Source organism: Acidisoma cellulosilyticum, from assembly GCF_020621385.1.
Lineage (GTDB): Bacteria > Pseudomonadota > Alphaproteobacteria > Acetobacterales > Acetobacteraceae > Acidisoma > Acidisoma cellulosilyticum.
Genome location: NZ_JAESVA010000002.1, coordinates 211,294 through 233,536, shown reverse-complemented (window position 1 = coordinate 233,536; position 22,243 = coordinate 211,294). Strand labels below are relative to the sequence as shown.

Below are 22,243 nucleotides of genomic sequence, written 5' to 3'. Positions count from 1 at the left end.
CTCTCATCAAGAGGCGGCGACGATGCTCGATATCCAGACCTTTGACGCGCTGAAGGGTGGCAACGTCCTCTATAAGGCGCTGGCCCATCCGCTGGCCGCCGTGGCGATGGAACAATTGACGGCGCGTCTGGCTGCCGGCGGTCCGGTCGGGCTTTTTGACCCCGATTCTGTGGCGCCGCCGTTGCTCACCATGTATCCGGCGCTGCCCGTCGGTCGCCTCTTCGTGCAGGACGTGCGGCAGATCGGCACCGAGCGCGTCGGGCTGGTCGCCGAAGCGATGACCGAGATCGCGACCAGCGGCATTCGCACGCTGTTGGTGGCTGGCTTCGATGCCGATCGTACCGTCGCGCTGCTGCGCGCCTTCGTCCCGGCGGAGATCGACATTCTCAGCCTGGATGAGGTGAAGATCCCGGCCGAACGGCTGACCAATAAGCGCCGCTATCTCGATCCGCTGAACTTCGCCATGAACTACGCGTTTTTCCGGGACGAGGACGGGCTCTCCACCCGCCTTGTCACGGCGAATTACTGGGCCGGCTATGGCGCGACCGACGTGCGCTTCTGGCTGCGCCTTTACGATCGCGCGGGCCAAATTCTAGCGGAATGGAGCGAGCCGGCGCCGAAAGGCGCGGGCGGCGTCGCCTTCGACAGCCGCGAGGTTCGCGCGCGCTTCAATCTCAGCGATTTCACGGGCCAGCTGTTCATCCATGCCGTGGGCGTCGCCGGGCATGATGTCGTGAAATATGCGGTCGATACGATCGGCGCGGGGAATGAGCAGAGCCTCTCCTGCACCCATGACGCGAACGCTTGGCCCTCCGCCCGCTATGCCGGCCTGCCGGCGCCGCGTGCCGATGAGCGGGTTATCCTCTGGGTGCAGAACAGCCACGGCTCGGCCATCCCCAAGGGCGGTATCGAGCTCGACCGCATGGGCGCGGAACACCCCGTTGCTTTGAATGAGGAAATCCCGCCCTTCGCAACGCGCGCGCTGGATGTGTCCGAATTGCTGCCCGATCTGCGCTGGCCGGCGCAGATCGAGGTTCGCACCGGGCGGCATATCGTGCGCCCGCGCTATGAGGTCATCCGTCAGGGGCGCACGCGCATCGCGCATGTGAATGTGGAGCGCGAGGGCCTGGCCGCCGATCCCGGCATCAAGACCCTGCCGGCGCAGATGGGTCGCGGCTTTCTGCTGCCTTTCCCCATCCTGCCGCGCGGCCAGTATCGCAGCCAGGTGCTGCCGACGCCGATGGCGGAGGCCGAGGACAATCTGCCGCTGCGCATCGATGTCTTCGACCATCAGGGCAAGCTGGCGGCCTCGAAATTCCTGGGCTGCCTGCCGCGTGACCACGCAACCTTGGTCGATCTGGACGATCTCCTGCCGGCAGACGCCTTGCAGGAGTTCGGCGGTCATGCCGATCTGGTCTATGACTTTGCCGAAGGCGGTGACGCCAATGGCTGGCTGCATGCGCTGATGCGCTATGAGCGGCGGGATGAGACGCATGCCGCCGAGACCAGCTTCGGCGCGCATATCTTCAACACGCTGATGACCTATAAGGGCGAGCCGCAATCCTATTCCGGGCCGCCGCCCGGCCTCTCGACCCGGCTGTTCCTGAAGCTGGGCGGCGAGGGGCGTCACAGTTTCTCGCACCTCATCTATCCGGCGTCAGGCCCCTGGCATGAGATGTCGCAGACGCAGCTGCAGCTGCATGACGGGGAGGGTGTCGTTCTCGCCGAGGCTATGATCGCGGTCGCACGCTCGGGTTCCATGCTGGTGCGGCCGGATCTGATCTTCTCGGCCGCCGATATCGCGCAGGCCGGGCCGCGCGGCTATGTCATCATCCGCGACAAGACCTGCCGGCTCTTCGGCTATCACGGTCTGATCGACGCCGAGGGCCGCTTCTCCCTCGACCATATGTTCGGGTTCTAACTGGCGGCCCCGCGTCAGCCCATCAAGCCCCAAGGCTTCACTGACCCCAAGGGCGGCGCGGCCGAGGGGGCGGAAGACGGCGCGGGTCCGGTCCAACGCAGGATAAGGCGCGTGAAATGCCAATTGGGGTCGGTGACGCCGGGCGGGAATTTCTCGCCCGCGAGGTCGGACAGGCCCTTGGCGCCGAAGCCATATCCGTCGGGAAATTCCGAGATCAGCCGGGCGTTGACGGCCTGTCCCTCAGGATTGATGCGGAAGATGATGCCGGCACAGCCGATACGGATGCCGGCGGCCATCGCCTCTGGCGGATAGGCGCCGCCGACGATGTTTTTTAACCCGATCGCGGGCGACCCCGGATAGAGGGTCGGCCCTTCCGTCGGTCTGACACAGGCGCCCGGCGGCACAACCTGCATGGCGGTCGGCGCGACCAGCACGATGGTGTTACGGGTGCAGGCTGTCAGGGCGAGCCCCGTCATCAGCGCGAAGGCGAGGGATAGACGGTATCGATGGGGGGATGGCGGGGACATAGATCTTCATACGGAATGTACGCACACCGTAATTATCATGCGTTAAATCAGCAAGATGGCGTCTCGCGACGATGCGCTGAAAACGGCATGCCGGCCGCCCCGCTATGGGCGGGCAAACTGACTGCGCCTGTGACAGTGTCGGGAAAGATTGGACTGGTGGGTGCGACAGGGATTGAACCTGTGACCCCCGCCGTGTGAAGGCGATGCTCTACCGCTGAGCTACGCACCCAGTCCGCTGGACGTGGGCCGTTCTCTAAGGGCAAGCGTGGTGCGGAGCAAGCCCCTGTTTTCGTGCGAAAGCCATCGCATCGTGTTGGCAGCCATGCCGCGTTGGCGGTGGCGCGTCTCTCTGCTAGCGATGCGCTGAACAGGGCCCGCTTCGGGTCGCGCGCCGGAGATGATAGCGTCCATGGTCGATTACAGTGTCGTTCAATGGCAGAACCGGTCCATTATCGCGACGAGCGATTTCCGTGGTCCGCTGATCATGGCCTTGCCGGTCGCGGCCTTCTGGTTCCTCTGGCAATGGCTCAGCCTGCCCGGTCTTGTCGCCGTGCAAGCGGAATTTCCCCCGCTGCTGCGGTTCGCTTTCGACAAAGCCCGCTATATGCCGGATTTCGGACTGATCATCGCCGGTTTTGCGGCTTTTCACTTCCAGCGCGGCCTGAAGTCCGGATGGGATATGGTGGTCGCGAGGGATATGTACCTGCGTCTGGTTTTGCCGCTCCTCGCCTATTTTCTGCTTGCTCTCGTCCTGTTCGAATCTGTGGCCCTGCTGGGTCCTGACCATCATCTGCTATTCCCTTGGTCCGATCGGCTTCTTTCGCCTGCCTTCTGGATCACGGCGACCATGGTGATCGCCGTGGTTTTGCTGCCGCCGCTTCTCTGCCTGACCTGGACCTCCGTTCCGGACATCTGCATTGCGGGCATAGCCGTGTGCTTTGCCATCTATGGCATCAGCTTCGAACTGGGCTTCCATCGCTATGCCGGACTCTGGCCCGTCAGCGCGATCACGGATTTCATCCTGGGTCTTTTGATCTGCGCCGCTCTCTTTCGCGGCGTGACGTTTCTGTCAGCCGTTCGTGGTCCTGCCATCATTCTGGGCTGGGTCGTGTTGCTGGGCGGTTCGATTCTGGACGGACCGGGGCTGTTTTTCCTGGGTTTCGTCATGATCCTGGGCGGCATGGCCGTCGGCGAACGCAGTTGGTATCTGATCGGAGAGAAGGGCCTACTTGCCTGGTCGCGCACGGCCCTGGCCTTCGCTTTGGTGCAGCCCGCCGTTCTGACGGCCTGGGTCATCTGGGCACCGTCCCATCTGCGGCCGTTTTGGCTGGCGACGCTGATCGCCGCCGCCGTCACGCAGCTTCTGGCGGTCATTCTCTACGCGATCGTCATGCTGCCCGCGCGGCGCTTCTTCGCGGCACCTCCGGCCCAGGCGGCCGCACGCTGACGGCCCCGCCGCGGTCATTGCCTTTTCCTTCGCCTCTCCCAATGTAATCGCTGTCGGGACGCCCCGATCCTGGGTCTTCAATGCCTGCCATCGAGAGGTGTCTTTATGAGCGATTTCGAACCTGATCCGTCGAGCCAGGCCAAGCGTGTGTCGGACGATATCGCAAGCTTGAAGGAGGATGTCGCCGTCCTCATTCGCCAGATGAAGGATCTGGCCGGCCGTTACAGCCAGGACGCGGCCGACAGCCTTTCGGATCAGGCCGCTGGTCTGTACGAGACGGTCTCGGAAACCGGCCGGCGCGGCGCCGATACGGTGGCGGCCCATATCGAGGAGAAGCCCGTCACCAGCCTGCTGCTGGCTTTTGCGGCGGGTTTCATCTTCAGCAAAATCGTCTCACGCTGAGCGGCCCGGTTTCATGATCGGCATGCTGCAGCAGCTTTTGCGTATCGGCGTTCTAAGCGCCTTCAACCCGGCCCGCATCGTCGAGGACGCGACCTCGGCCGCGCGGCGGATGGTCATTCTTATCGCCTGCGCGGCCTTCGCGGGGTTCATTCTATTGCCTGCCGTCGGCTGTGCCGCGGCGGGCGTCTGGATTTTGGTTCAGCACCATCTGGGCCCGGTCTGGGCGGCCTTCATCACGGCGGCTGGGCTGGCTTTGATCGCGATCATCGTCCTGGTCATCGGCCTTGTCGCGTCGCGCGGCGGCAGACGGGACGGGGGGCGTGCGGCTCGCCCGCGCCCGTCCGGCGCGGCGGAGCGCGCGGGCAGCGGTCCGTCCGTCATGGATATGGCGGCGGCCGCGCTGCCCGGTGTGATCGCGCTAATGGAGATGCCGAAGAAAGCCGCCTCCAAGGCGGCCTCGGCCGGGGCGGCCGCAGGGCGCGGCGTGTTTTCACGCCACAAGGGCGCCTTTCTGCTGGGCGCTGCCGTGGTCGGCCTCGTCATGGGTCAGGATCTGTTCCGCGGCCGCGCCCGGCGCGATCGCGACCGCAGCAAGTAACCCGAGTCGCACGCCCTTCGTATCCCTGTCACCGACACGTGATGCGAAGGGCCCCTATCAAGGGCCCAATCGCGGTCGGGGCATTCGTCCGCTACATACCCGATCTGAATTTCAAGATTTTAATGAACTATAGTGCGTGAGCGGCGTATTATCCGCCGCGTGGATGAGAGCAATCGTCCGGCTTCGAGGTCTGCTGCCATCACGGCAACTTGAGATTTCTTAGTCATCACTCAACGGTTACTGCCGCTTTCGGGGTAATCGCTGGCTCGTGAAGAGACGAATTGCAGATCTCATTCTTATAAGTGGTCAACGAACCTGACCAACTTCGAACAGAGACGGTGCTTTACAGGCCGTTTCCGACGAAAAAAGGAGTCTCACTTATGGCCCTTGCTATTCTTAATCTTGCGCCTGAGGGAAATCTTTCCCGGTATCTGCAGGACATTCGTAAGTTTCCGATGCTGACGGCCGAAGAAGAACTCAGCCTGTCCAAAGCCTGGCGCGACCAGACCGACCACGAATCCGCGCATAAGCTGGTTACTTCGCATCTGCGTCTCGTCGCGAAAATCGCCATGGGCTATCGCGGTTACGGCCTGCCGGTGGGCGAGCTGATCAGCGAAGGCAATGTCGGCATGATGCAGGCGGTGAAGCGCTTCGATCCCGATCGCGGCTTCCGCCTGGCGACCTACGCTATGTGGTGGATCCGCGCCGCTATTCAGGAGTACATCCTGCATAGCTGGTCCTTGGTGAAGATGGGCACGACCGCCGCCCAGAAGAAGCTGTTCTTCAACCTGCGCCGGCTGAAGGGCCAGATGCAGGCGATCGAGGACGGCGATCTGCGGCCCGAGCATGTCACCGAAATCGCCCGCGTTCTGGCGGTGCCGGAGCAGGACGTGGTGAACATGAACCGCCGCCTCTCGGCGCCGGACCATAGCCTGAACGCGCCCGTCCGCGCCGACAGCGAGGGCGAGTGGCAGGATTGGCTGGTCGATGACAATGACAGCCAGGAAGAGATGCTGGCTGAGCATGAGGAAATGAGTGACCGCAAGGCGCTGCTCGCGAACGCGTTGAAGACGCTGAATGAGCGCGAGCGGCATATTCTGATCGAACGCCGCCTGAAGGATGAGGCGACGACGCTGGAAGACCTCTCCCAGCGCTATCGCATCTCGCGTGAGCGGGTTCGTCAGATCGAGGTACGGGCTTTCGAGAAGCTGCAGAAGTCGATGAAGACGCAGATCACCGATCGCCGCCAGCAGATCACGAAGGATGCCGAGGTCGCGCGTATCGCGGCCTAACGGCTCACACGGCAGACAGACTGAAAGGGGCCGGTCTCGCAAGAGACCGGCCCCTTTTCTATGGTGACGTCAGATATCGCTGACGCCGGCGGCAGCAGCCGCGCCGGCACCCCGCATCAGGGCCCGGCGATCCTGCCGACGCCGCTGCGTGCGCCGCTCCAGCCAGATGGCCGTGAGGATCGTGCAAAGCGCGGCGGCACTGAGCCCGGAGCCGAGCCAGGGCAGGGCGCTATAGGAAATGCCAGCCGAGACCGTCAGACCGCCGAGCAGCGCGCCGATGGCATTGCCGAGGTTGAAGGCGCTTTGGTTGAGCGTGGAGGCAAGACTGGGTGCGGCCCGCGCCTGATCCACAACCCGCATCTGCAAGGGGGAGCAAACGCCGAAGGCAAGCGCGCCCCAGATCATCATCGTGATGACGGCCGGAACCGGGCTGACGCTGGTCCAGGTGAACAGCGCCTGGACCAGGATCAGTGCGCACAGCATGGCGATGATCGCCGTCATCAGGCGCCAATCGGCCGCGCGGCCGCCGGCGAGATTGCCGAGCGTGATGCCGACCCCGAAGAGCAGCAGGGCAATGCTGACGCCGTGGGGAGAGACGCCGGTCACCTTCTCCAGCAGCGGCGTAATATAGGTGAAGACCGAAAAAAGTGCGGCGGAACAGAGCGTGCTCGTCGCCATGGCGAGCTGTACCTGCGGGTGAACGATCGCCAGCAACTCGCGCTTCAGCTTCATGCGCCGGCCCTGGCGCACCGCCGGCACCCAGATGAACAGGGCAGCGAAGGCAAAGACGCCGATGACGCAGACCGCCCAGAAGGTCATGCGCCAGCCATAGGCCTGACCGAGCAGCGTGCCGAGCGGCACGCCCAGAACATTCGCGAGCGTCAGACCGGAGAACATGAGCGAGATCGCCAGCGCCCGCTGATGCTTCGGCACCACTTCGGCCGCGACGATGGCGCCGATACCGAAGAAGGCGCCATGGGCGAGGGCCGTGAAAATACGCGCGGCCATCAGCGTGTCGTAGCTGCCGGCCAAGGCGCATAGGCAATTGCCGAATACGAAAATGACCATCAGCGTCAGCAGAGACTGGCGGCGGGGAAAGCGGCTCATCAGGATCGCCATGATGGGCGACCCGATCGTGACCGACAGCGCATAGCCCGAGACGAGCTGGCCCGCCTGCGGAATGGAGACGCCGAGGCTGCGCCCGATCTCGGGCAGCAGGCCCATGATCACGAATTCCGTGGTGCCGATGCCGAAAGCGGCGGCGGCCAGAGCCAGCAGGGCGGGGGATAATTTCACGGCAAAAGGCTCCGGGGACGATACCCGTCACCTAGCGCGGCTTGATGGCCAGATCGAGGCGTTTTGTGCGGCTGCGAAAAGGCGGGTCCGATTGGTCATCAAACTCGGCCGGTCGCGCGCAGTCTGAGGCTGGCGACGGCCGCGATGACACCGACGACCGAAGCGACGGTGAAGCAGGCGATGCCGGCTTGGACCACCACCTGCCGCGGCACGCCTTCGGCGAGGCCGGCCGCATTGGCGGCGATCCCGCCCAGCGCCGAACCGATGGCGAGTCCGGCCGAGAGCACCGAGGGCAGCATGGCGGACGCCCGGTCGCGATCCGCCTCTTCCGATCCGGTCATAATGACCTGGCTCAGCACGCCCCAGCACAACCCATAGCCGGTGCCGATCAGGGCCTGGCCGACCAGGACGATCCACAGGATTTGCCCGGCCGCCATCCCGACCCAGCCGAGCGCCAGCCCCACCGCGAGCAGGCAGGGGCCGAGCCAGATCCCCGTTCCGGTCCAGCGCGCCGGCAGGCGGCTGACGAGAACGCCGACACCGCCCCAGAAGGCCGCCACGACGGAGCCGAGCACGCTCGCCGTCAGCGGGTCATAACCCCAAACGCGTTCGATCAGCAGAATGATATAAGTGGCGGGACCGATATGGGCCGTGGGCAGCAGCAGCACGACCCAGAGAGCGAGGCCGGCCGGCTTGCGGAAAGAGAAGGCGCCGCGCGGCAGCAGCCGGTTGGGCGCCGCCAGATCGCTGCGCGCGACCAGCAGCAGCACCAGCATCGCCGCGATCAGGCTCGCCACGCGCGGATAGACGCCGGGCTCGATCGCGGCCAGCGACAGCAACAGGATGCCGAAGCCGACACCGGCCACCCGCAGCACCGGAATAGGATGATGCGCCTCGTCCCGGCGGCCGCCTTCGGGAATGACGCGCCAGACCAGAGCCATGAACAGCAGGATCGGCGGGATTTCGACCAGAAACGCCGCCCGCCAGGAGATCGCTTGCGTCAGGTAGCCGCCGATCACGGGCGCAGCGAGAGAACCCACGGCCCAGATGGTCGCCTCGATCCCGAAGATCGCCGGGATCATCGCGGCCGGGAATACCTCCGGGATCAGGATATAGGTGACGCTGGAGACGGTGCCTTCGCCCAGCCCCTGCAGGACACGACCGCCGAGCAGGGTCCAGATATTGGGCGCGAAGCCGCAGGCGACGGAACCGAGCAGATAGGCCAGGCCCGCGCATTGCAGCGCGGCACCAGTCCCGATGCGCCATTTCAGCGGCGGGGCGACGATGCCGGCGACGATCGCCGCGATCAGATAGAAGGTCAGGCTCCAGCTCATCAGCGTCAGATGGCCAAGCTCCTGCACCGCCGAGGGCATGCAGGCCGAGACCAGAAAAGCTGCGAAAGCATAAAGCGCGGAGCCCAGGCTGAAGGTCGCCAGATAGGCGCCATAGGGGCGCGCGAATAGCCGGCTCCAGGGCAAGGTCGTATCGACGCTCATGGCATGGTGACCGGTGCTGGCCTCAGCGCTTGGCGCGCTTGCGACGCGGGGGCCGCACCCTTGGCATCTGGGCCGGCCAGTCGACGACGTGATGTTCCAGGGGGCCGGCGTCACGCTCGTTGATGACGCGGCCTGCGGCCGACGCGCCGGAGGTAATGACGGTCGCCGGGTCGCCGCTGACCAAAGGATGCCAGGACGGCAGGTCTTTGCCTTCTTCCAGCAGACGATAGGCGCAGGAGGGCGGCAGCCAATCGATCTCCCGCAGCACCACAGGCGTCAACTGCACGCAGTCCGGCACCTTGGCGAAGCGGTTCGCGTAGTCGGAACACTGGCAGTCTTCGGTATTCAGCAGCCGGCAGGAGACATTGGTGAAGGAGAGGATGTCGGTCTCCTCCTCGCGCAGCTTGTGCAGACAGCAACGGCCGCAACCGTCGCAGAGAGACTCCCATTCTGCCTGGGTCATCTCGTCAAGCGTCTTGGTCTTCCAGAAGGGCGCGGTCATGCCCCTCTATATCAGATCGACGGCGTCACGAGGACTGCGCCACCCGCCAGGGCAAGGTCTCAAGCAATGCGTTCGGCGCAATGATCGAGAGAAGCTTTGCGGTTCCGGCAAAATGATCAAAACCGGCGCCAGGAACCGCACCCAGGATCGCAGCGTCGATCTGGTCATAATCCCATCCGCCGGCGATGAGGTTGATCAGCGCCGCCTGGGCCGGTGGCATGCCGGGGTTATAGGCCGCGTTCTCGATAGCGCTGCCGGTGATGATCTGGCCGTCCGCGAGTTTCAGCACAAGCGCCGAGGGGCAGCCGCTATAGGGTGTATGGGCGCGCGCGCCGCCGGCGATCAGGGCCTTAAGCATATCCGGATCGGCCTCTGTCCCTTCGTCCTCAGTGATGACGACGGTCTGGCCGCGTCCCGGCCCGGCCGGGGCTTCGCCTAGATCGGCGGGGCCGAATCTGAAGGGCAAAAGCTCAGACAGGCTCTGCCGGTCGCCGCCGGGATCGAGGATGAGCAGCGACTCATTCCCGGAAAATTCGTTCATGAACTGACGGCAATGACCGCAGGGCCGGGCGGAGACCGCGATACGCGTCAGCGTCACGCCGCGATGATAGGCGCGGGTGAACAGAAATTGCTCGGCATGGATGGTGTCGCCCGAACCGGCGCCCGGGAATTCGACATTCGCGCCGAAGATCACGTCACCGGTCTCGGCCGTCAGACCCACGGCGCCGACGCGGAAGTTTGAAATCGGCGGTCGCGCCAGATTTTGTGCCAGCGGTAGCAGCGCCAGCATCAGGGCGTCCGTATCGGCCAGGCCGGTTTCCGCCAGCAGCGCCGGAATGCGGGCCGCCGGCAAGACATGGTCTGGCCCGATCGCGGCCGCGAGGCGCGGCGACAACGCGCTCATCAGCCGGCCGTGCTCACCGCGGGCGGATGGGTGGCCCAGCTTTGCACCACGAAGGCCGCGATATCGTCGGCGGCCTGGCCCCAAAGCGCGCTCATGGTGCTGACGATGGAAGCGACCAGCGGTTCCCCGGCCGGGGCCTGATGCTGGATGGTGCGGGTGCCCAGCAGGGTCATGGTCTGGCCGTCGCGGATGCCGACCTGAAGCTGCAGGATCATCTGGCCATTGGTATCAGGGTCGAAGCGCAGCACATTGATCTCGACCAGCAGATCGGCATTCGCACCGATCGACCCGCCGGCACCGATGACGGTCGCGCCCGTCAACCTTGTCGTCAGATCCTGCACCATCGCCGCCTGCAGCATATCGGCAAGCGGCTCGGCCCAGATATCGTTGCTATGGATATCGATCTTGTAGTCCTGCGCCTTCTTCACGATGCCCGTGCGGTCGAGATAGCCGGGAATGCTGATCGTGCGGACCTCGATCTGCGGCGGCGCACCGGTTATCGCGCCGCCCGTGACAGCGCCGATCCGATAAAGGTTCGGATCGGCGGAGGCGCAGCCGCTGAGGCCCAGGGCAACCGGGCCGGCGGCGATGAGCAGGGACAGAAATTGTCGGCGTGGAGGCATCATTGTCCACCTGTCGCTCGGCCGGTGCGGCCGAGAATGAGAGCTTCCGGATGGCGATCCAGATAATCGGTCAGTTCCTTGACCGAGCGAAGCGCGCCATCGGCCTGGGACAGAAGCTGGCCGACGCTGCGCGAGAAATCTGAATTTCCGCCATAGCTGCGGCTGAATTGCCCCAGCGTCTGGTTCGCCTCGCGCAATGTGGCGTTGAGGTTGGCGGTCATCACCGGCAGTTGCTTCAAGGTCGGCTGCAATCCGCGATTGGTATTGTCGACCAGCGTCTGCACGCTCTGCAACGTGGTGGAGAGCGACGCGATCGCCTTCTTCACGTCGTCCCCGCCCAGCGTGCCATTCGCGGTGACAAGCAGCTTGTTCAGGTTCTGCCCGATTTCGCTGAACGGAATGGCGGACAGCTTGGCGGTGATCGTGGAGAGCGCGGTCAGCGGGTCGCCGCTGCCGTCCGAATTCGGCAGCAGGATGGCGTCACCCTCCTTGGTCAGCTGAACATGCGGCGACTGGGGCTCGATCGTCAGCGCCAATTCCTTCTGCCCGGTGATGAAATTGCTGCTGGCGATGGAGATGCGCAGGCCGGCATCGACCATGTGCTGCAGCACCACCATCGGGTCCAGGTTCTTGGGGAAGTCAGAGTCGCTGAACACCCGCTCGGGTTGCAGTTCCAAAGCCACCCGCACGCGGGCAGCGCCCGTCGTTGGGTTGATCAGCAGTTTGACGTTCGTGACCTCACCCACCTGCATGCCGAAGATCGTCACCGGCGTGCCGCGGCTGATGCCCGAGACCGAGCTTTGGAAATAGGCGACGGCCGGCACTTTGTGCGAATAGCCGGCCGAATCCGCATCCGCCTTGTTGTCGAACAGATGGAAGGTCGCGTTGTTCGGACTGGCGGCGGCGTCGATGGCGTCAGGCGGCAGGTCGAAGGTCACGCCCCCCGCGAGCAAGGCTTCCAGGCTCTGCACTTCGACATGGAAGCCGCCATTCTGGAAGCCGAGCGACAGGCCCGATGAATCCCAGAAATGGCTCTGCGGCTTGACCAGCTTATTGTAGGGCGCCCGCACGAAGATATTGACCGTGACCGGGCCGATGCCGTCGCCGAGGTCGTAGCCCAGCACTTCGCCGACCACGACGTCGCGATAGAAGACGGGCGATCCGCTGGAGATCGAGCCGATGCTATCGGCACGCAGCACATAGGTGCTGCCGGGCACGTCGGACCGCACGCCGGGCGGTTCCTCCAGCCCCTTGAAATGCGTCTCGTAATGCCCGCCCTTGCTGCCAGGGTCGATGCCGATGAACGCGCCCGACACGAGGGTGTCGAGGCCCGACAGATTGGTGACCGAGAAGCGCGGCCGCACCACCCAGAAGCGCGCATGGTTGGTCAGGAAGCGTGTGCCGAGATTGTTCATGCGCACCCGCACGACGACATGGTCGTTATCCGGGCTGAGATCGATGCTCTCGACCGTGCCGAGCGCCACCGCCTTGTATTTGATCTGGGTCTGGCCCGCGGCCAGGCCCTGGGCGGTGTTGAAGGTGATGGTGACCAGCGGCCCCTGCTCGATAATCGTGCGGTAGCCGAGATAGATCGCGATCACCGCCGCCAGGATCGGAATGATCCAGACGAAGGAGAAATGTCGCCGGCGAATATGAACCGGCGGCGGCGGCATGGCTGGCTGGGCCGGCTGGTCGTCGACGCGCGGCGGGTGGTCGGGATCGGTCATGCAGTGGCATCCTTGGCACCCATGCCGCGGTCATCGGCGGACAAGGGCGAGGCGGGTGTGGGCGAGGCGGGTGTGGGCGGTCCGGCGGCCGGCATGCCGGCTGTCGGGTAGGCAGCGGCTTGGCCGCGGGTCGCGTCCCACATGGTGCGGGGATCGAAGGTCATGACCGCGAACATCGTCAACACCACAACGCCCGCGAAGCAGGGCGCGCCGACCTGGGCCGTGATCTGGGCGAACTGGTCGAAGCGGACGAGGGCGACAAGGATGGAAATCATGAAAATATCGATCATCGACCAGCGGCCGATGAAATCGATGATACGAAACGCCCGCGTGCGGCCGTTCAATTGCGTGGTGCGGCCGCGCTGCGTCTGGATCAGCAGGAAAGCGAGCGTGATCAGCTTGGCCAGCGGAATGGTGATGGAGGCCACAAAAACCAGGGCGGCCAGAGGCAGCAAGCCGTAGTCGATCAGTTCCTTGATGCCGCCCATGATGGTGAAACTCTGCGTCTGACCGATCTGGGTTATGATCATCACCGGATAGATATTGGCCGGGATGTAGAGGCAAAGCGCCGCGAGCAGGAAGGCCCAGGTGCGGGCGGTGCTGTCATGCTTGCGCGGATGCAGCAACCCGTCGCAACGGCGGCAATGATCGCCGGGGGCGGCGTGGTTGACCAAGTGACAGGTATGGCAGCCGATGACCTGGGGCTCGGCCAGTTCCTGCTCGCCCGGCGTCGGTCCCACCTTCGCTGTCGGATGCCGGCGGATATAGCGCGCGTCGGCGGCCAGATCGTTGCGTTCCAACGCCCGCCAGACGGCTTCGCGGTCCAGCGCGCCGTCGGCCGCGGCCATCGAGACCATCAGCCCGATCAAGGCATAAAGCGAGGTATCGAGATGCACATGGGCAATGGCGATCAGTCGCGTGTATGCCACCAGGAAGCCCAGCAGATAGACGTCGATCATCGACCAGGGGGTGATGCGGTGATAGAGCCGGAACAGCGCGATCGACACGCGCGGCGGCACGAAACCCGTCTCCAGCCCGATCAGCGTCGTCAGCATGATGCCGAGTTTGACGCCGGGGAACACAGCGGTGACGGCCAGCACCAGCATGCCGAGCGCCAGATAGCCCTGGCTCATCAGGTTATCCGGCCCCGTCTCCAGCCGGGCGAGCTGGAAGCGACCATAGGCCGAGATTTCCAGGAAGGGCGCGACCAGCGCGAAGGCATAGAATAAGGTTGCCGCCATGCCGCAGGCGATGGGGAAGCTGAACGGGGCGCGCAGCATGCGCCACAGCGTCTTGCGGCAGCGCGGGCATTCCGCGACCAGGCCGGGCTCCATATCAGGCAGCGCGGAAACCAGTCCGCAATCCGGACATTCCCGCCAATGATCCAGCCTGTATGCCGCGCGGGCTTCGACTAGATCGGGCTCGGCCATCCGGTGCTCTCATTGGTCTGCAGGGGCTAAGTCCTTGCACTTGGAGGTTTCGCGGGCGGCTCAGGCAGATTGGACCGGCAGTCTTGCGTAGGCCCAAAGCCCATATGGGCCTAACTTTTGGGATGGCGAGAGGGCGGCGTCAATGCAAGCGAGCAGAAAACTGACCGATCGGTCAGCACACCCGCTCAGCGTGGCGGTCGGGCACGGGCGCGGGGCGGTGCCGCGCGGGTAAAGACCGTCACGCTCTCCAACCGGCTTGACCACAGAAACTGGTCGATGGGCGCGGCCGATATCAACGCGAAACCGGCGGCGCGCAGCACGGCCGCGTCCCGCGCCAGGGCTTGCGGATTGCAGCTGACATAGATGACGCGGGTGACGGTCGAAGCCGCAATCGCCTCGATCTGCGGCAGGGCGCCGCCGAACGGCGGGTCCAGCACGACAACCGCCGCGTCCTTGAACTCATTGGGCAGCAGCGGCTGGCGCATCAGATCGCGCTTATGGGCCGTGATCGGCCCATGCAGCCCGACCTCGCTGCTGCCTTTCTGCAAAGCCGTCACGGCGTAACCGTCACCTTCATAGGCGATGACGCGCGCATGGCGGGCGAGAGCGAAGGTCAGCGTGCCGCAGCCGGCATGCAATTCGATGATGCGGTCGCGGGGCTTCAGCTTTTCGGGCAGACCGGCCAGCACGGCGGCGATGATCGCGGCCTCGCCGTCCGGCGTCGCCTGCAAGAACCCGCCAGGTGCGACCGGCACAGGCGCGCCCGACAGCATGATCCGCACCGGCGACAACTGGGCCGCGATCTCGACCGTGCCGTCCTTCAGTGCCCAGGCGATGCGCGGGATGTCGTGCTCGGCCGCGAAAGCCGCCAGCAGGCGACGGTCGCCGGCCGTTAAATCCGCGTCGACGCGGAACAGCAGGTCGAGCCCGCTGTCCAGCGCATTGATGGCGCAGCTCGCGTCGCGATGGATCGCCTGCAAACGCGGCACCAGCCGGCGCAAGGCGGGCAGGATCGCGACAATCGCCGGGTCCGCCACCAGGCAGGTTTCGATGGCCACGATGGCATCGGCCCGCACCTGATGGAAGCCGATGATGGCGATGCCGGCCTGTTTGCGAATGGCAAGATCGACGCGACGGCGATTGCCGGGGCCGGTGGTGCGGATCGGTGCGATCACCGTATCGTCGTAGCCCGCGTGTTTCAGGGCCTGGACCAGCGCACCGGTCTTCCAGTGGGCGATGCCCGCATCCTGCCAATGCTGCAAAGTGCAGCCGCCGCAGGTGCCGAAATGGGGGCAGGGCGGCTCCGCGCGCTCGGGGCTCGGCTCCAGAATGGTTTCGGCAATGCCGGCCACACCTTGGCCACGCCGCATCACCGGGCGCGCTTCGACGCTCTCACCCGGCAAGGTAAATGGCAGAAACAGCGAGCGGCCGTCCGCCATGCGGGAAAGACCGTCGCCGTCGGCGCCGATGCCCTGAATGCGGGCGGTGAAGGTCGGCGCATCCGGACCGATGGTCATGGCGTCAAATTCAGCAACAGAGAAAGGAAAATGGAGGGCGATGAGACCAGGTTGGTCTCAGACGCCATCCTCGGATGCCTCGGCACGCGCCTGGCTCTCGTCACCCGGCACGAAACCGGGCGCATCGACGCTGGCCACACCCTGGCTGCGACGACGGACGAGCATGAAGGCCGGGATATCCTCGCCGAAACCGACGACGGAGGGGCCAAGATCGCCGCCACGGTCGCGATAGGGCCGGGCTGACTGATCGCCACGGTCGGGCTTCGCCCGCGGCTCGGACTGACGGGGCTCGGGCTGACGCGGTTCGGTCGGGCGCGGCGCGGCCTGACGGGTCTCCGCGACCTGTGCCTCAGGCGCGGCCTTGGCCTCGCTGACCCGATCCTTGGGCTTGTTCCGGGCTTTCGGCGGCTGGCCGCTAGCCGCAGGGCTGCTGCCTTCCGCTGCCACCGGTGCTGCGTCTTTCGCCGCCGGCTTATGGTCCTTCGTATCCTTGCCGCGACCCCGGCCACGACCTCTGCCGCGGCTTTCGCTCGCCTCGGACCAGCCCAGAAGCGCGAAGCCTTCGACGTGAATTTGCGGGATCAGCTTACCCGTCAGCTTCTCGATCGCAGCGACCGCTTCCTGCTGACCGGGGGTCGCCAGGGTAAAGGCACGGCCTTCGCGACCGGCGCGGCCAGTGCGGCCGATGCGATGGACATAATCTTCCGAGTGATGCGGCACGTCGAAATTGAAGACATGGCTCAGCCCGCCGATATCGATGCCGCGTGCCGCGACGTCCGAGCAGACCAGCAGCTGCAATTCGTTGGCGCGGAATTTCTCCAGCGTCGCGAAACGCGCGGATTGCGGCAGATCGCCGTGCAGAGCGCCGACGCTGAAGCCATGGCGCTGCAGAGACTTATACAGGATATCGACGTCGCGCTTGCGATTGCAGAAGATCAGCGCGGTCTGCACCTGCTCCGATTTGATCAGCTGGCGCAGCGCGCGGCGCTTGTCCTGCTCGTCCACGATCACCAGACCACTGGTAATGGTCGTCGCGACGGAAGCGGCGGCGGCGGTCTTGATCTCTTTCGGGTTCTGCAGGAAGGCGTCCGCCAGGCGGCGGATCTCCTTCGCCATGGTCGCGCTGAACAGCAGCGTCTGGCGGGTGGAGGGCAGCATGGACACGATGCGCTCGACATCGGGGATGAAGCCCATGTCCAGCATGCGGTCGGCTTCGTCCACCACCAGGATGCGGGTATCGCTGAGCAGCAGGCCGCCACGCTCGAACATATCGATCAGCCGGCCCGGCGTCGCGATCAGCACATCCACGCCGCGCATCAGAACTTCCTTCTGATCGGACATGCTTTCGCCGCCGATGAGCAGCGCGTGGTTGAGCTTCAGATACTTGCCGTATTGGACGAAATTCTCAGCGACCTGCAAAGCCAGTTCGCGCGTCGGCTCCAGGATCAGGCTGCGGGGCATCCGGGCGCGGGCGCGGGAGCCCGACAGGATTTCGCACATCGGCAGGGTGAAGCTCGCTGTCTTACCGGTGCCGGTCTGGGCGACGCCCATGACGTCGCGCCCCTGCAGCACGATCGGGATCGCCTGCTCCTGAATGGGCGTCGGGTGGACATAGCCTTTTTCGGTAATGGCGCGGAGCAGATCCTCGGATAGGCCGAGATCGGCGAAAGTCGTGCGCGGCGTCGCCACGTCAACCGCGGCGGGCGCGGCTTCGGCCGGGGACAGGGCCTCGGCACTGGTCGTATCATGAGGGGCCGCGGCGGCCGCCTGAGTGTTTGCGTCTGTTTGAGACGCTGCGTGAAGAGACAAAGAGGATCTGATCCTGTGGTGGTCTTGCGTCGTGATGGGGCCGATGCCGGATCCCCGGCGCCGATGACGTCATTACACGGAAAAACGTCCCGAGGCCCGCAAAACTCGGCGGCCGGGACAACTGGTCCGGTAACGTTGCAGCGCGGTATCGCTGGTCAGCCACTAAAAAGTCAATGTTTTTCCGGGCATAGCGGCCAGAAGCGGCCAGTGGTCCGGGCGGTGCAGCGCCGCTGTGGAGGTCCCGCCCGGAGTCGAACCGGGCTAGAGGGATTTGCAGTCCCTTACATAACCGATCTGCCACGGGACCTTGGCGCGTCTGACGCGGCTTATCCATAGACCAGGCAGATTGGTCAAGTCCGCCCGATTGCGGTCAGCATTGGCCTGCCTGCTTGGCGCCCGTGATCTGCCCCGCTATGTTGCCCCGCACCAAGGCTTGGAACGCGGTGGACATGATGGCGAGCACGGCAATTTCTTTCGCGACGGCGCGGCAGTTCATGGTGGATAGCCAGCTCAGGCCGACCAAAGTCACCCACCCGGCGGTGTTGGACGCCATGCGGCGCATTCCCCGCGAACAGTTTCTACCCGGCGCCCTCGCGGCGCTGGCCTATGGCGACCAGGATATCGACCTCGGTAGTGGCCGCTTTCTGATGGCGCCGCTGGCTTTCGCGCGCCTCGCGCAGCTTCTGGCGCCGGTCGACGGCGAGCGTATTCTGGTCGTGGGATCAGGCGTCGGCTACGGCGCCGCCGTGCTCGCGGCCTGCGGTGCGCGGGTCACGGCACTCGATTCGGATGACGCGCTGCTGGCCAATGGTCGCGCCGTCCATCAGGCCTTGGGCCTCACCATCACCAGCCAGGCGGGCGACCCCTTGGCCGGCCTGCCAGGGGTCCAGGCCTGGGATGCGATCCTGATCGAAGGCATGATTCCAGCCATTCCGGCCGTTTTTGCCGGCCAGCTGAAGCCGGGTCAGGGGCGCCTCGTTACCGTCCGGGCGTCGCAGGCCGTGCCGGGAGCGACCGCAACCGGTGTCGCCGTCATCGCCGAGCGCCAGGGCGAAAACCTCGCTTTGACCTCGGCATTTGATTGCACGACCGCGCCGCTGGCCGGCTTCGCGCCGGTGCCGGAGTTTCAGTTCTGAGGCTGTCCCGACCGTTTCGGATTTGACCCGGCGACGGTTTCGGGATCACATCATTGCAGGCGGATGACGTTGCCCCTTGATCTTGTGGCAAATTGCACAATGGACGCTGTTCGCGCGGCGCCCTTTCATGCATGTTGTCGGTTAATCGGGGTCCCGCATTCGGGCTCGCCTTGCGGTTTAGTCTGGAAAGTTCCGGCATCCTTGCGTTGACAAGGCGGTGTCGGAGATTGGAATGGGGTTCATGGTCTCACGCATTAGCATTCTGATCGGGCTCGGCTTTCTGGCCAGCGCGCTGCCCGCGGCGGCCCAGACGCTGGACCAGTCGCTGGCAGCCGCCTATGCGAACAACCCGACGCTGCAATCGGAACGCGCCAATCTGCGGGCGACCGATGAAGGTGTCCCGGCGGCGCTTGCCGGCTGGCGCCCAACCGTGACGCTGCAGGGCACCGCGGGCTATATTCAAGGCAATGTCGTGGCCGGAGGCGGCGGCGCGCTCGGGTCGACAGGCAGCACATCGACGATCACCGAAAATCGCGACACGGCCTCGGTCGCGGCCACGATCAGCGAAAACGTCTATAATGGCGGCGGCACCAAGGCGGCGGTCGCTCAGGCCAAGAACAAGGTCATGGCCGAGCGCGCCAACCTGATCAATATCGAGCAGCAAGTATTTGCGAACGTCGTCCAGTCCTATGTGACGGTGATCGAGAACCAGCAGCTTCTGGCGCTCGCCATCAACAATGCCCAAGTTCTGAAAGAGCAGTTGAAGGCGACGCAGGATCGTTTCTCGGTCGGTGAAATTACCCGCACCGACGTGGCACAGAGCGAAAGCGCGCTCGCCCAGGCGGAAGCGGAAGTGCAGACGGCCCGCGGCAATCTGCAGACGTCGCGCGCGCAGTTTCGTGCGGTGATCGGCCTGGAACCGGCCAGACTGACGCCGCCTCAGCCAATGGCTCTGCCGGTCCAGAATAAAAGGCAGGTGTCGGATTACGCAGGGTCCAACAATCCGCAGGTTGTGCAGGCGCTGTTCACGCAGGCCGCGTCGTCGGACGGCGTCAATGTCGCCTGGGCCAAGCTGATGCCGCAGCTGTCGATCCAGGGTCAGCTCTATAAGCAGATCAACCAGGCCGAATCCGACTACGTGTCCAACGGCGCCGAGATCCTGGCGCAGCTGACCGTGCCGATCTATCAGGGTGGCTCGGAATATGCGGCCATCCGCCAGGCCGTTCAGGAACGCGAATATTCCCGCCAGCAGGTGGAATTGCAGCGCCGCACCGCCATCCAGAATGCCGAGCAGTATTGGGAAACCCTGGTGGCGACCCGCGCGACCATCACCAGCACGCGGGCGGAAATCGCAGCCAACGAAATCGCGCTCGACGGCACCGAGCGCGAGGCCATCGTCGGCAGCCGCACGACCTTGGACGTCTTGAATGCCCAGCAGCTGCTGCTGCAGTCGCAGGTGACCCTGGTGCAGAACCTCGCGAACCTGGTGATCGCCTCCTACAACGTGGCCGAGGCCATGGGCCGTCTGACGGCGCGGGATATCGGGCTGCGTGTGCCGCTGTATGACGACAACAGCTATTACCGTGCGGTCAAGAATGCCTGGATCGGCACCGGCGACCCGACGGCGAATACCTTCGGCGACACCAACGGCAGCCCCTCGGACAATCTGAGCAACAACAACCAATAATCGCCGCAGGCGGCGCGTATCTGACGGGATAAGGCATGACGGCAGCTGAGGACGACGGCCCGCAGACCGAGCAGTCGATGGATGACATCCTCGCCTCGATCCGGCGCATCATGCTGGATGAGCAGGCGCGATTGAAGGACGGCGGTGCGCCTGAAGGTCCGGCCAAATCGCCGGAGATGACGCCTCAGGCGCCGTTCGTACTGCCGCCGGTGCCGGTTGAATCGGCGGTCGGCGGGGCAAACGTCCTGGTCCTCGATGACAGCATGGCCGTGATGCCGAATGTCCCTGCACCGGATGCTGTTCCTTTGCCGATGACCGCGAACCTGGCGGCGGTCGAGCCTGTGGTCGATCACGCGCTGCCCGTCGCCCATGACGCGGGCCCGGTGATGGAAGAAACGATCAAAGGCGCTGCCTTGCCCCCGATCGTTGCCATGCCTGCGCCTGTCCTGTCCGGCCTGACCGCGCAGGCGATCGAGGATATGCTGGCCCCGGCGGCTGCGGCCGCTGCTGCCGCTTCGGTCGAAGCCTTGCTGCGCAAGCTCGCCGAAGAACGGCAGGCCCTGCTGCAACCCGCCTCATCCTCGCCGACGATGGAAGAATTCGTCCGTGCGGAGCTGAAGCCGCTTCTGAAGACCTGGCTGGATGAAAACCTGCCCACCATCGTCGAACGTCTGGTCCGCGCGGAACTGGCGCGGCTGACGCTGCGTCACGGCGGATAGAAGGCAAGGCTGGGGCCTGTGTCAGATGGGATCGGAAGCCTGACAGCCTCTAGAGTCCGTCGGGTTTAGGTGGAAACGCCAAAAAATCTGTCGTGCGCGGGCCTAGCCGGCCGCACCCCGACCCGCGCATCTACCCGACGCAGCAAGCAATCGGCCGGCTGGGCGCCGCGGCGGGTAGGTCCGCGCAACAAGTGCGCGGATGACAAATTATCTATTAAAACCTGACAGCCTCTAGCCGCTGAGCGACAGTGTCGTCGCCGGCGGATAGGGTTTGGCCCAGGGTTCCGACGTGTCGATGACGATGACCGCGACGCCGGCCAACGGCGTCGGCGTCAGATAGGGGGAGAGCAGGGCGTGATAGCCCGCATCTGTCTCACCCAGTTTTTCGATATCCGCATCGATAATGCCATGCCGGTCCAAGAAGCGGTTCACCGCTTCCGGCAGGCGGATGCAGCCCTCGGAATCCGCGCGGCCCAGGCGCTGCGCCAGCACCGCCGGGTCGGTCGCATGCATTTCGACCCGCACCTGCATGGTGGCGCCCGGCGTCCGCCAGTCATCGCTCGTCTGCCAGCCGAAATCCCAGACGCGCATGCCCTTCACGCCCAAGCCGCGAATATGGTTCTCGTTATAGGTGCCTTGGGCGCGATAGCCGATTTCCGACCCGTCATTCAGCAGTACGCCGACCGGCGTCTTGAAATGCTCCTTCCGGCCGGGCTTGCCGGTGGAGACGGAGCGCGAGCCGAGAATTGCCCAATCGCCGTCAGGCTGGGCCAAGGTAATCGACAAGGTCTGGCCCGTCAGCGCGCGATCGACGATCAGCACAAGCTGCGGACGGCGCACGAAGAAATGCCCGCTATCGGCCATCGTCTTCGCCAGGGCGATGAGCGTTGCCTGTCGTGCGGGTGACGGAGCGAGCGCATGCGGCACCTCCGCCGCCATGGCCGCGCGGATCAGGTCAGCATTCTGCTGCACCAAAGCGGGCGATAGCGCCAAAGGGTCACTGCCCGGCGGGGCGGTGACATAGGATGCGGCATAGACCCGCGCACCGACCAAAGCGGGTGTAGCGGGATCGGCCTGTGGCGGATTGCCTACGCCCAAGGCCAAAGGGGCGACGGATGCGTCAGCGCAGCCGGTGAAACCGGCAAGAAGCGCGATGACCGCGACGGACCGACGCAGGCGGGCGCGAAAAACCATGGCCATGGCGCGCGAA

The 22,243-nt window shown here is 64.9% G+C and carries 19 protein-coding genes and 2 tRNA genes; 8 read left to right on the top strand and 13 right to left on the bottom strand.

The features are described 5' to 3' along the window. Window positions 1-22: 22 nt before the first annotated feature. Window positions 23-1,921, top strand: a complete 1,899-nt coding sequence (locus ACELLULO517_RS05480; RefSeq protein WP_227306297.1) for a hypothetical protein — start codon at window positions 23-25, stop codon at window positions 1,919-1,921. 14 nt (window positions 1,922-1,935) lie between these two features. On the opposite strand, the gene ACELLULO517_RS05475 is transcribed toward ACELLULO517_RS05480, so the two are convergent. Continuing rightward, the gene (locus ACELLULO517_RS05475; protein WP_227306296.1) at window positions 1,936-2,448 is read right to left on the bottom strand and encodes an energy transducer TonB; all 513 of its coding nucleotides are present in this window, start codon (window positions 2,446-2,448) and stop codon (window positions 1,936-1,938) included. Between the two features lie 154 nt (window positions 2,449-2,602). Further along, a tRNA-Val gene (locus tag ACELLULO517_RS05470) sits at window positions 2,603-2,677 on the bottom strand. A gap of 180 nt (window positions 2,678-2,857) precedes the next feature. Here ACELLULO517_RS05470 and ACELLULO517_RS05465 point away from each other — a divergent pair. The 4 genes from ACELLULO517_RS05465 (at window position 2,858) to rpoH (ending at window position 6,187) form a co-directional block, all read left to right on the top strand. Further along, entirely contained in the window at window positions 2,858-3,895 is a 1,038-nt protein-coding gene (locus ACELLULO517_RS05465) for a hypothetical protein (RefSeq protein ID WP_227306295.1), read from the top strand. 105 nt (window positions 3,896-4,000) lie between these two features. Continuing rightward, window positions 4,001-4,297, top strand: coding sequence for a DUF883 family protein (locus ACELLULO517_RS05460; protein ID WP_227306294.1), 297 nt, complete (start codon window positions 4,001-4,003; stop codon window positions 4,295-4,297). A 13-nt stretch (window positions 4,298-4,310) separates the two neighbouring features. Further along, on the top strand, window positions 4,311-4,895 hold the full coding sequence (locus tag ACELLULO517_RS05455) for a hypothetical protein (RefSeq protein WP_227306293.1): 585 nt from the start codon (window positions 4,311-4,313) through the stop codon (window positions 4,893-4,895). A 380-nt stretch (window positions 4,896-5,275) separates the two neighbouring features. Then, a complete protein-coding gene (gene rpoH / locus ACELLULO517_RS05450) occupies window positions 5,276-6,187 on the top strand; it encodes an RNA polymerase sigma factor RpoH (protein WP_227306292.1) in 912 nt (303 codons plus the stop codon). A 69-nt stretch (window positions 6,188-6,256) separates the two neighbouring features. Here the strand turns inward: rpoH and ACELLULO517_RS05445 are convergent, their stop codons facing one another. The 10 genes from ACELLULO517_RS05445 to ACELLULO517_RS05400 all read right to left on the bottom strand — a co-directional run bounded on the left by ACELLULO517_RS05445 (window position 6,257) and on the right by ACELLULO517_RS05400 (window position 17,798). After that, window positions 6,257-7,483: an MFS transporter gene (locus tag ACELLULO517_RS05445; RefSeq protein ID WP_227306291.1), complete on the bottom strand. Its 1,227-nt coding sequence runs from the start codon at window positions 7,481-7,483 to the stop codon at window positions 6,257-6,259. Between the two features lie 98 nt (window positions 7,484-7,581). After that, window positions 7,582-8,979, bottom strand: coding sequence for an MFS transporter (locus tag ACELLULO517_RS05440; protein WP_227306290.1), 1,398 nt, complete (start codon window positions 8,977-8,979; stop codon window positions 7,582-7,584). A gap of 22 nt (window positions 8,980-9,001) precedes the next feature. Further along, window positions 9,002-9,481 carry a YcgN family cysteine cluster protein gene (locus ACELLULO517_RS05435; RefSeq protein WP_227306289.1) on the bottom strand — a complete coding sequence of 160 codons (480 nt, stop codon included), beginning with the start codon at window positions 9,479-9,481 and terminating at the stop codon, window positions 9,002-9,004. A gap of 25 nt (window positions 9,482-9,506) precedes the next feature. Next, entirely contained in the window at window positions 9,507-10,385 is an 879-nt protein-coding gene (cdd, locus tag ACELLULO517_RS05430) for a cytidine deaminase (RefSeq protein ID WP_227306288.1), read from the bottom strand. Continuing rightward, window positions 10,385-11,008, bottom strand: a complete 624-nt coding sequence (locus tag ACELLULO517_RS05425; protein WP_227306287.1) for a PqiC family protein — start codon at window positions 11,006-11,008, stop codon at window positions 10,385-10,387. The genes cdd and ACELLULO517_RS05425 overlap by 1 nt, the downstream gene beginning before the upstream one ends. Beyond that, window positions 11,008-12,735 (bottom strand): PqiB family protein, encoded by a 1,728-nt coding sequence (locus ACELLULO517_RS05420; RefSeq protein ID WP_227306286.1) that lies wholly within the window; start codon window positions 12,733-12,735, stop codon window positions 11,008-11,010. The genes ACELLULO517_RS05425 and ACELLULO517_RS05420 overlap by 1 nt, the downstream gene beginning before the upstream one ends. Further along, the gene (locus ACELLULO517_RS05415) at window positions 12,732-14,165 is read right to left on the bottom strand and encodes a paraquat-inducible protein A (RefSeq protein ID WP_227306285.1); all 1,434 of its coding nucleotides are present in this window, start codon (window positions 14,163-14,165) and stop codon (window positions 12,732-12,734) included. The genes ACELLULO517_RS05420 and ACELLULO517_RS05415 overlap by 4 nt, the downstream gene beginning before the upstream one ends. A gap of 185 nt (window positions 14,166-14,350) precedes the next feature. After that, window positions 14,351-15,682, bottom strand: a complete 1,332-nt coding sequence (locus ACELLULO517_RS05410; RefSeq protein WP_227306284.1) for a class I SAM-dependent RNA methyltransferase — start codon at window positions 15,680-15,682, stop codon at window positions 14,351-14,353. Window positions 15,683-15,739: 57 nt separating this feature from the next. Next, the gene (locus ACELLULO517_RS05405; RefSeq protein WP_406566239.1) at window positions 15,740-17,491 is read right to left on the bottom strand and encodes a DEAD/DEAH box helicase; all 1,752 of its coding nucleotides are present in this window, start codon (window positions 17,489-17,491) and stop codon (window positions 15,740-15,742) included. A gap of 233 nt (window positions 17,492-17,724) precedes the next feature. Further along, a tRNA-Cys gene (locus ACELLULO517_RS05400) sits at window positions 17,725-17,798 on the bottom strand. A gap of 142 nt (window positions 17,799-17,940) precedes the next feature. On the opposite strand from ACELLULO517_RS05400, the gene ACELLULO517_RS05395 reads away from it, so the two are divergent. From ACELLULO517_RS05395 to ACELLULO517_RS05385, 3 genes are all read left to right on the top strand, one after another. Continuing rightward, entirely contained in the window at window positions 17,941-18,627 is a 687-nt protein-coding gene (locus tag ACELLULO517_RS05395) for a protein-L-isoaspartate O-methyltransferase family protein (RefSeq protein ID WP_227306283.1), read from the top strand. A gap of 241 nt (window positions 18,628-18,868) precedes the next feature. Beyond that, window positions 18,869-20,314, top strand: a complete 1,446-nt coding sequence (locus ACELLULO517_RS05390; RefSeq protein ID WP_227306282.1) for a TolC family outer membrane protein — start codon at window positions 18,869-18,871, stop codon at window positions 20,312-20,314. A 35-nt stretch (window positions 20,315-20,349) separates the two neighbouring features. Continuing rightward, window positions 20,350-21,033 carry a DUF2497 domain-containing protein gene (locus tag ACELLULO517_RS05385; protein ID WP_227306281.1) on the top strand — a complete coding sequence of 228 codons (684 nt, stop codon included), beginning with the start codon at window positions 20,350-20,352 and terminating at the stop codon, window positions 21,031-21,033. Window positions 21,034-21,264: 231 nt separating this feature from the next. On the opposite strand, the gene ACELLULO517_RS05380 is transcribed toward ACELLULO517_RS05385, so the two are convergent. Further along, the gene (locus ACELLULO517_RS05380; protein ID WP_227306280.1) at window positions 21,265-22,233 is read right to left on the bottom strand and encodes a hypothetical protein; all 969 of its coding nucleotides are present in this window, start codon (window positions 22,231-22,233) and stop codon (window positions 21,265-21,267) included. Window positions 22,234-22,243 lie beyond the last annotated feature (10 nt).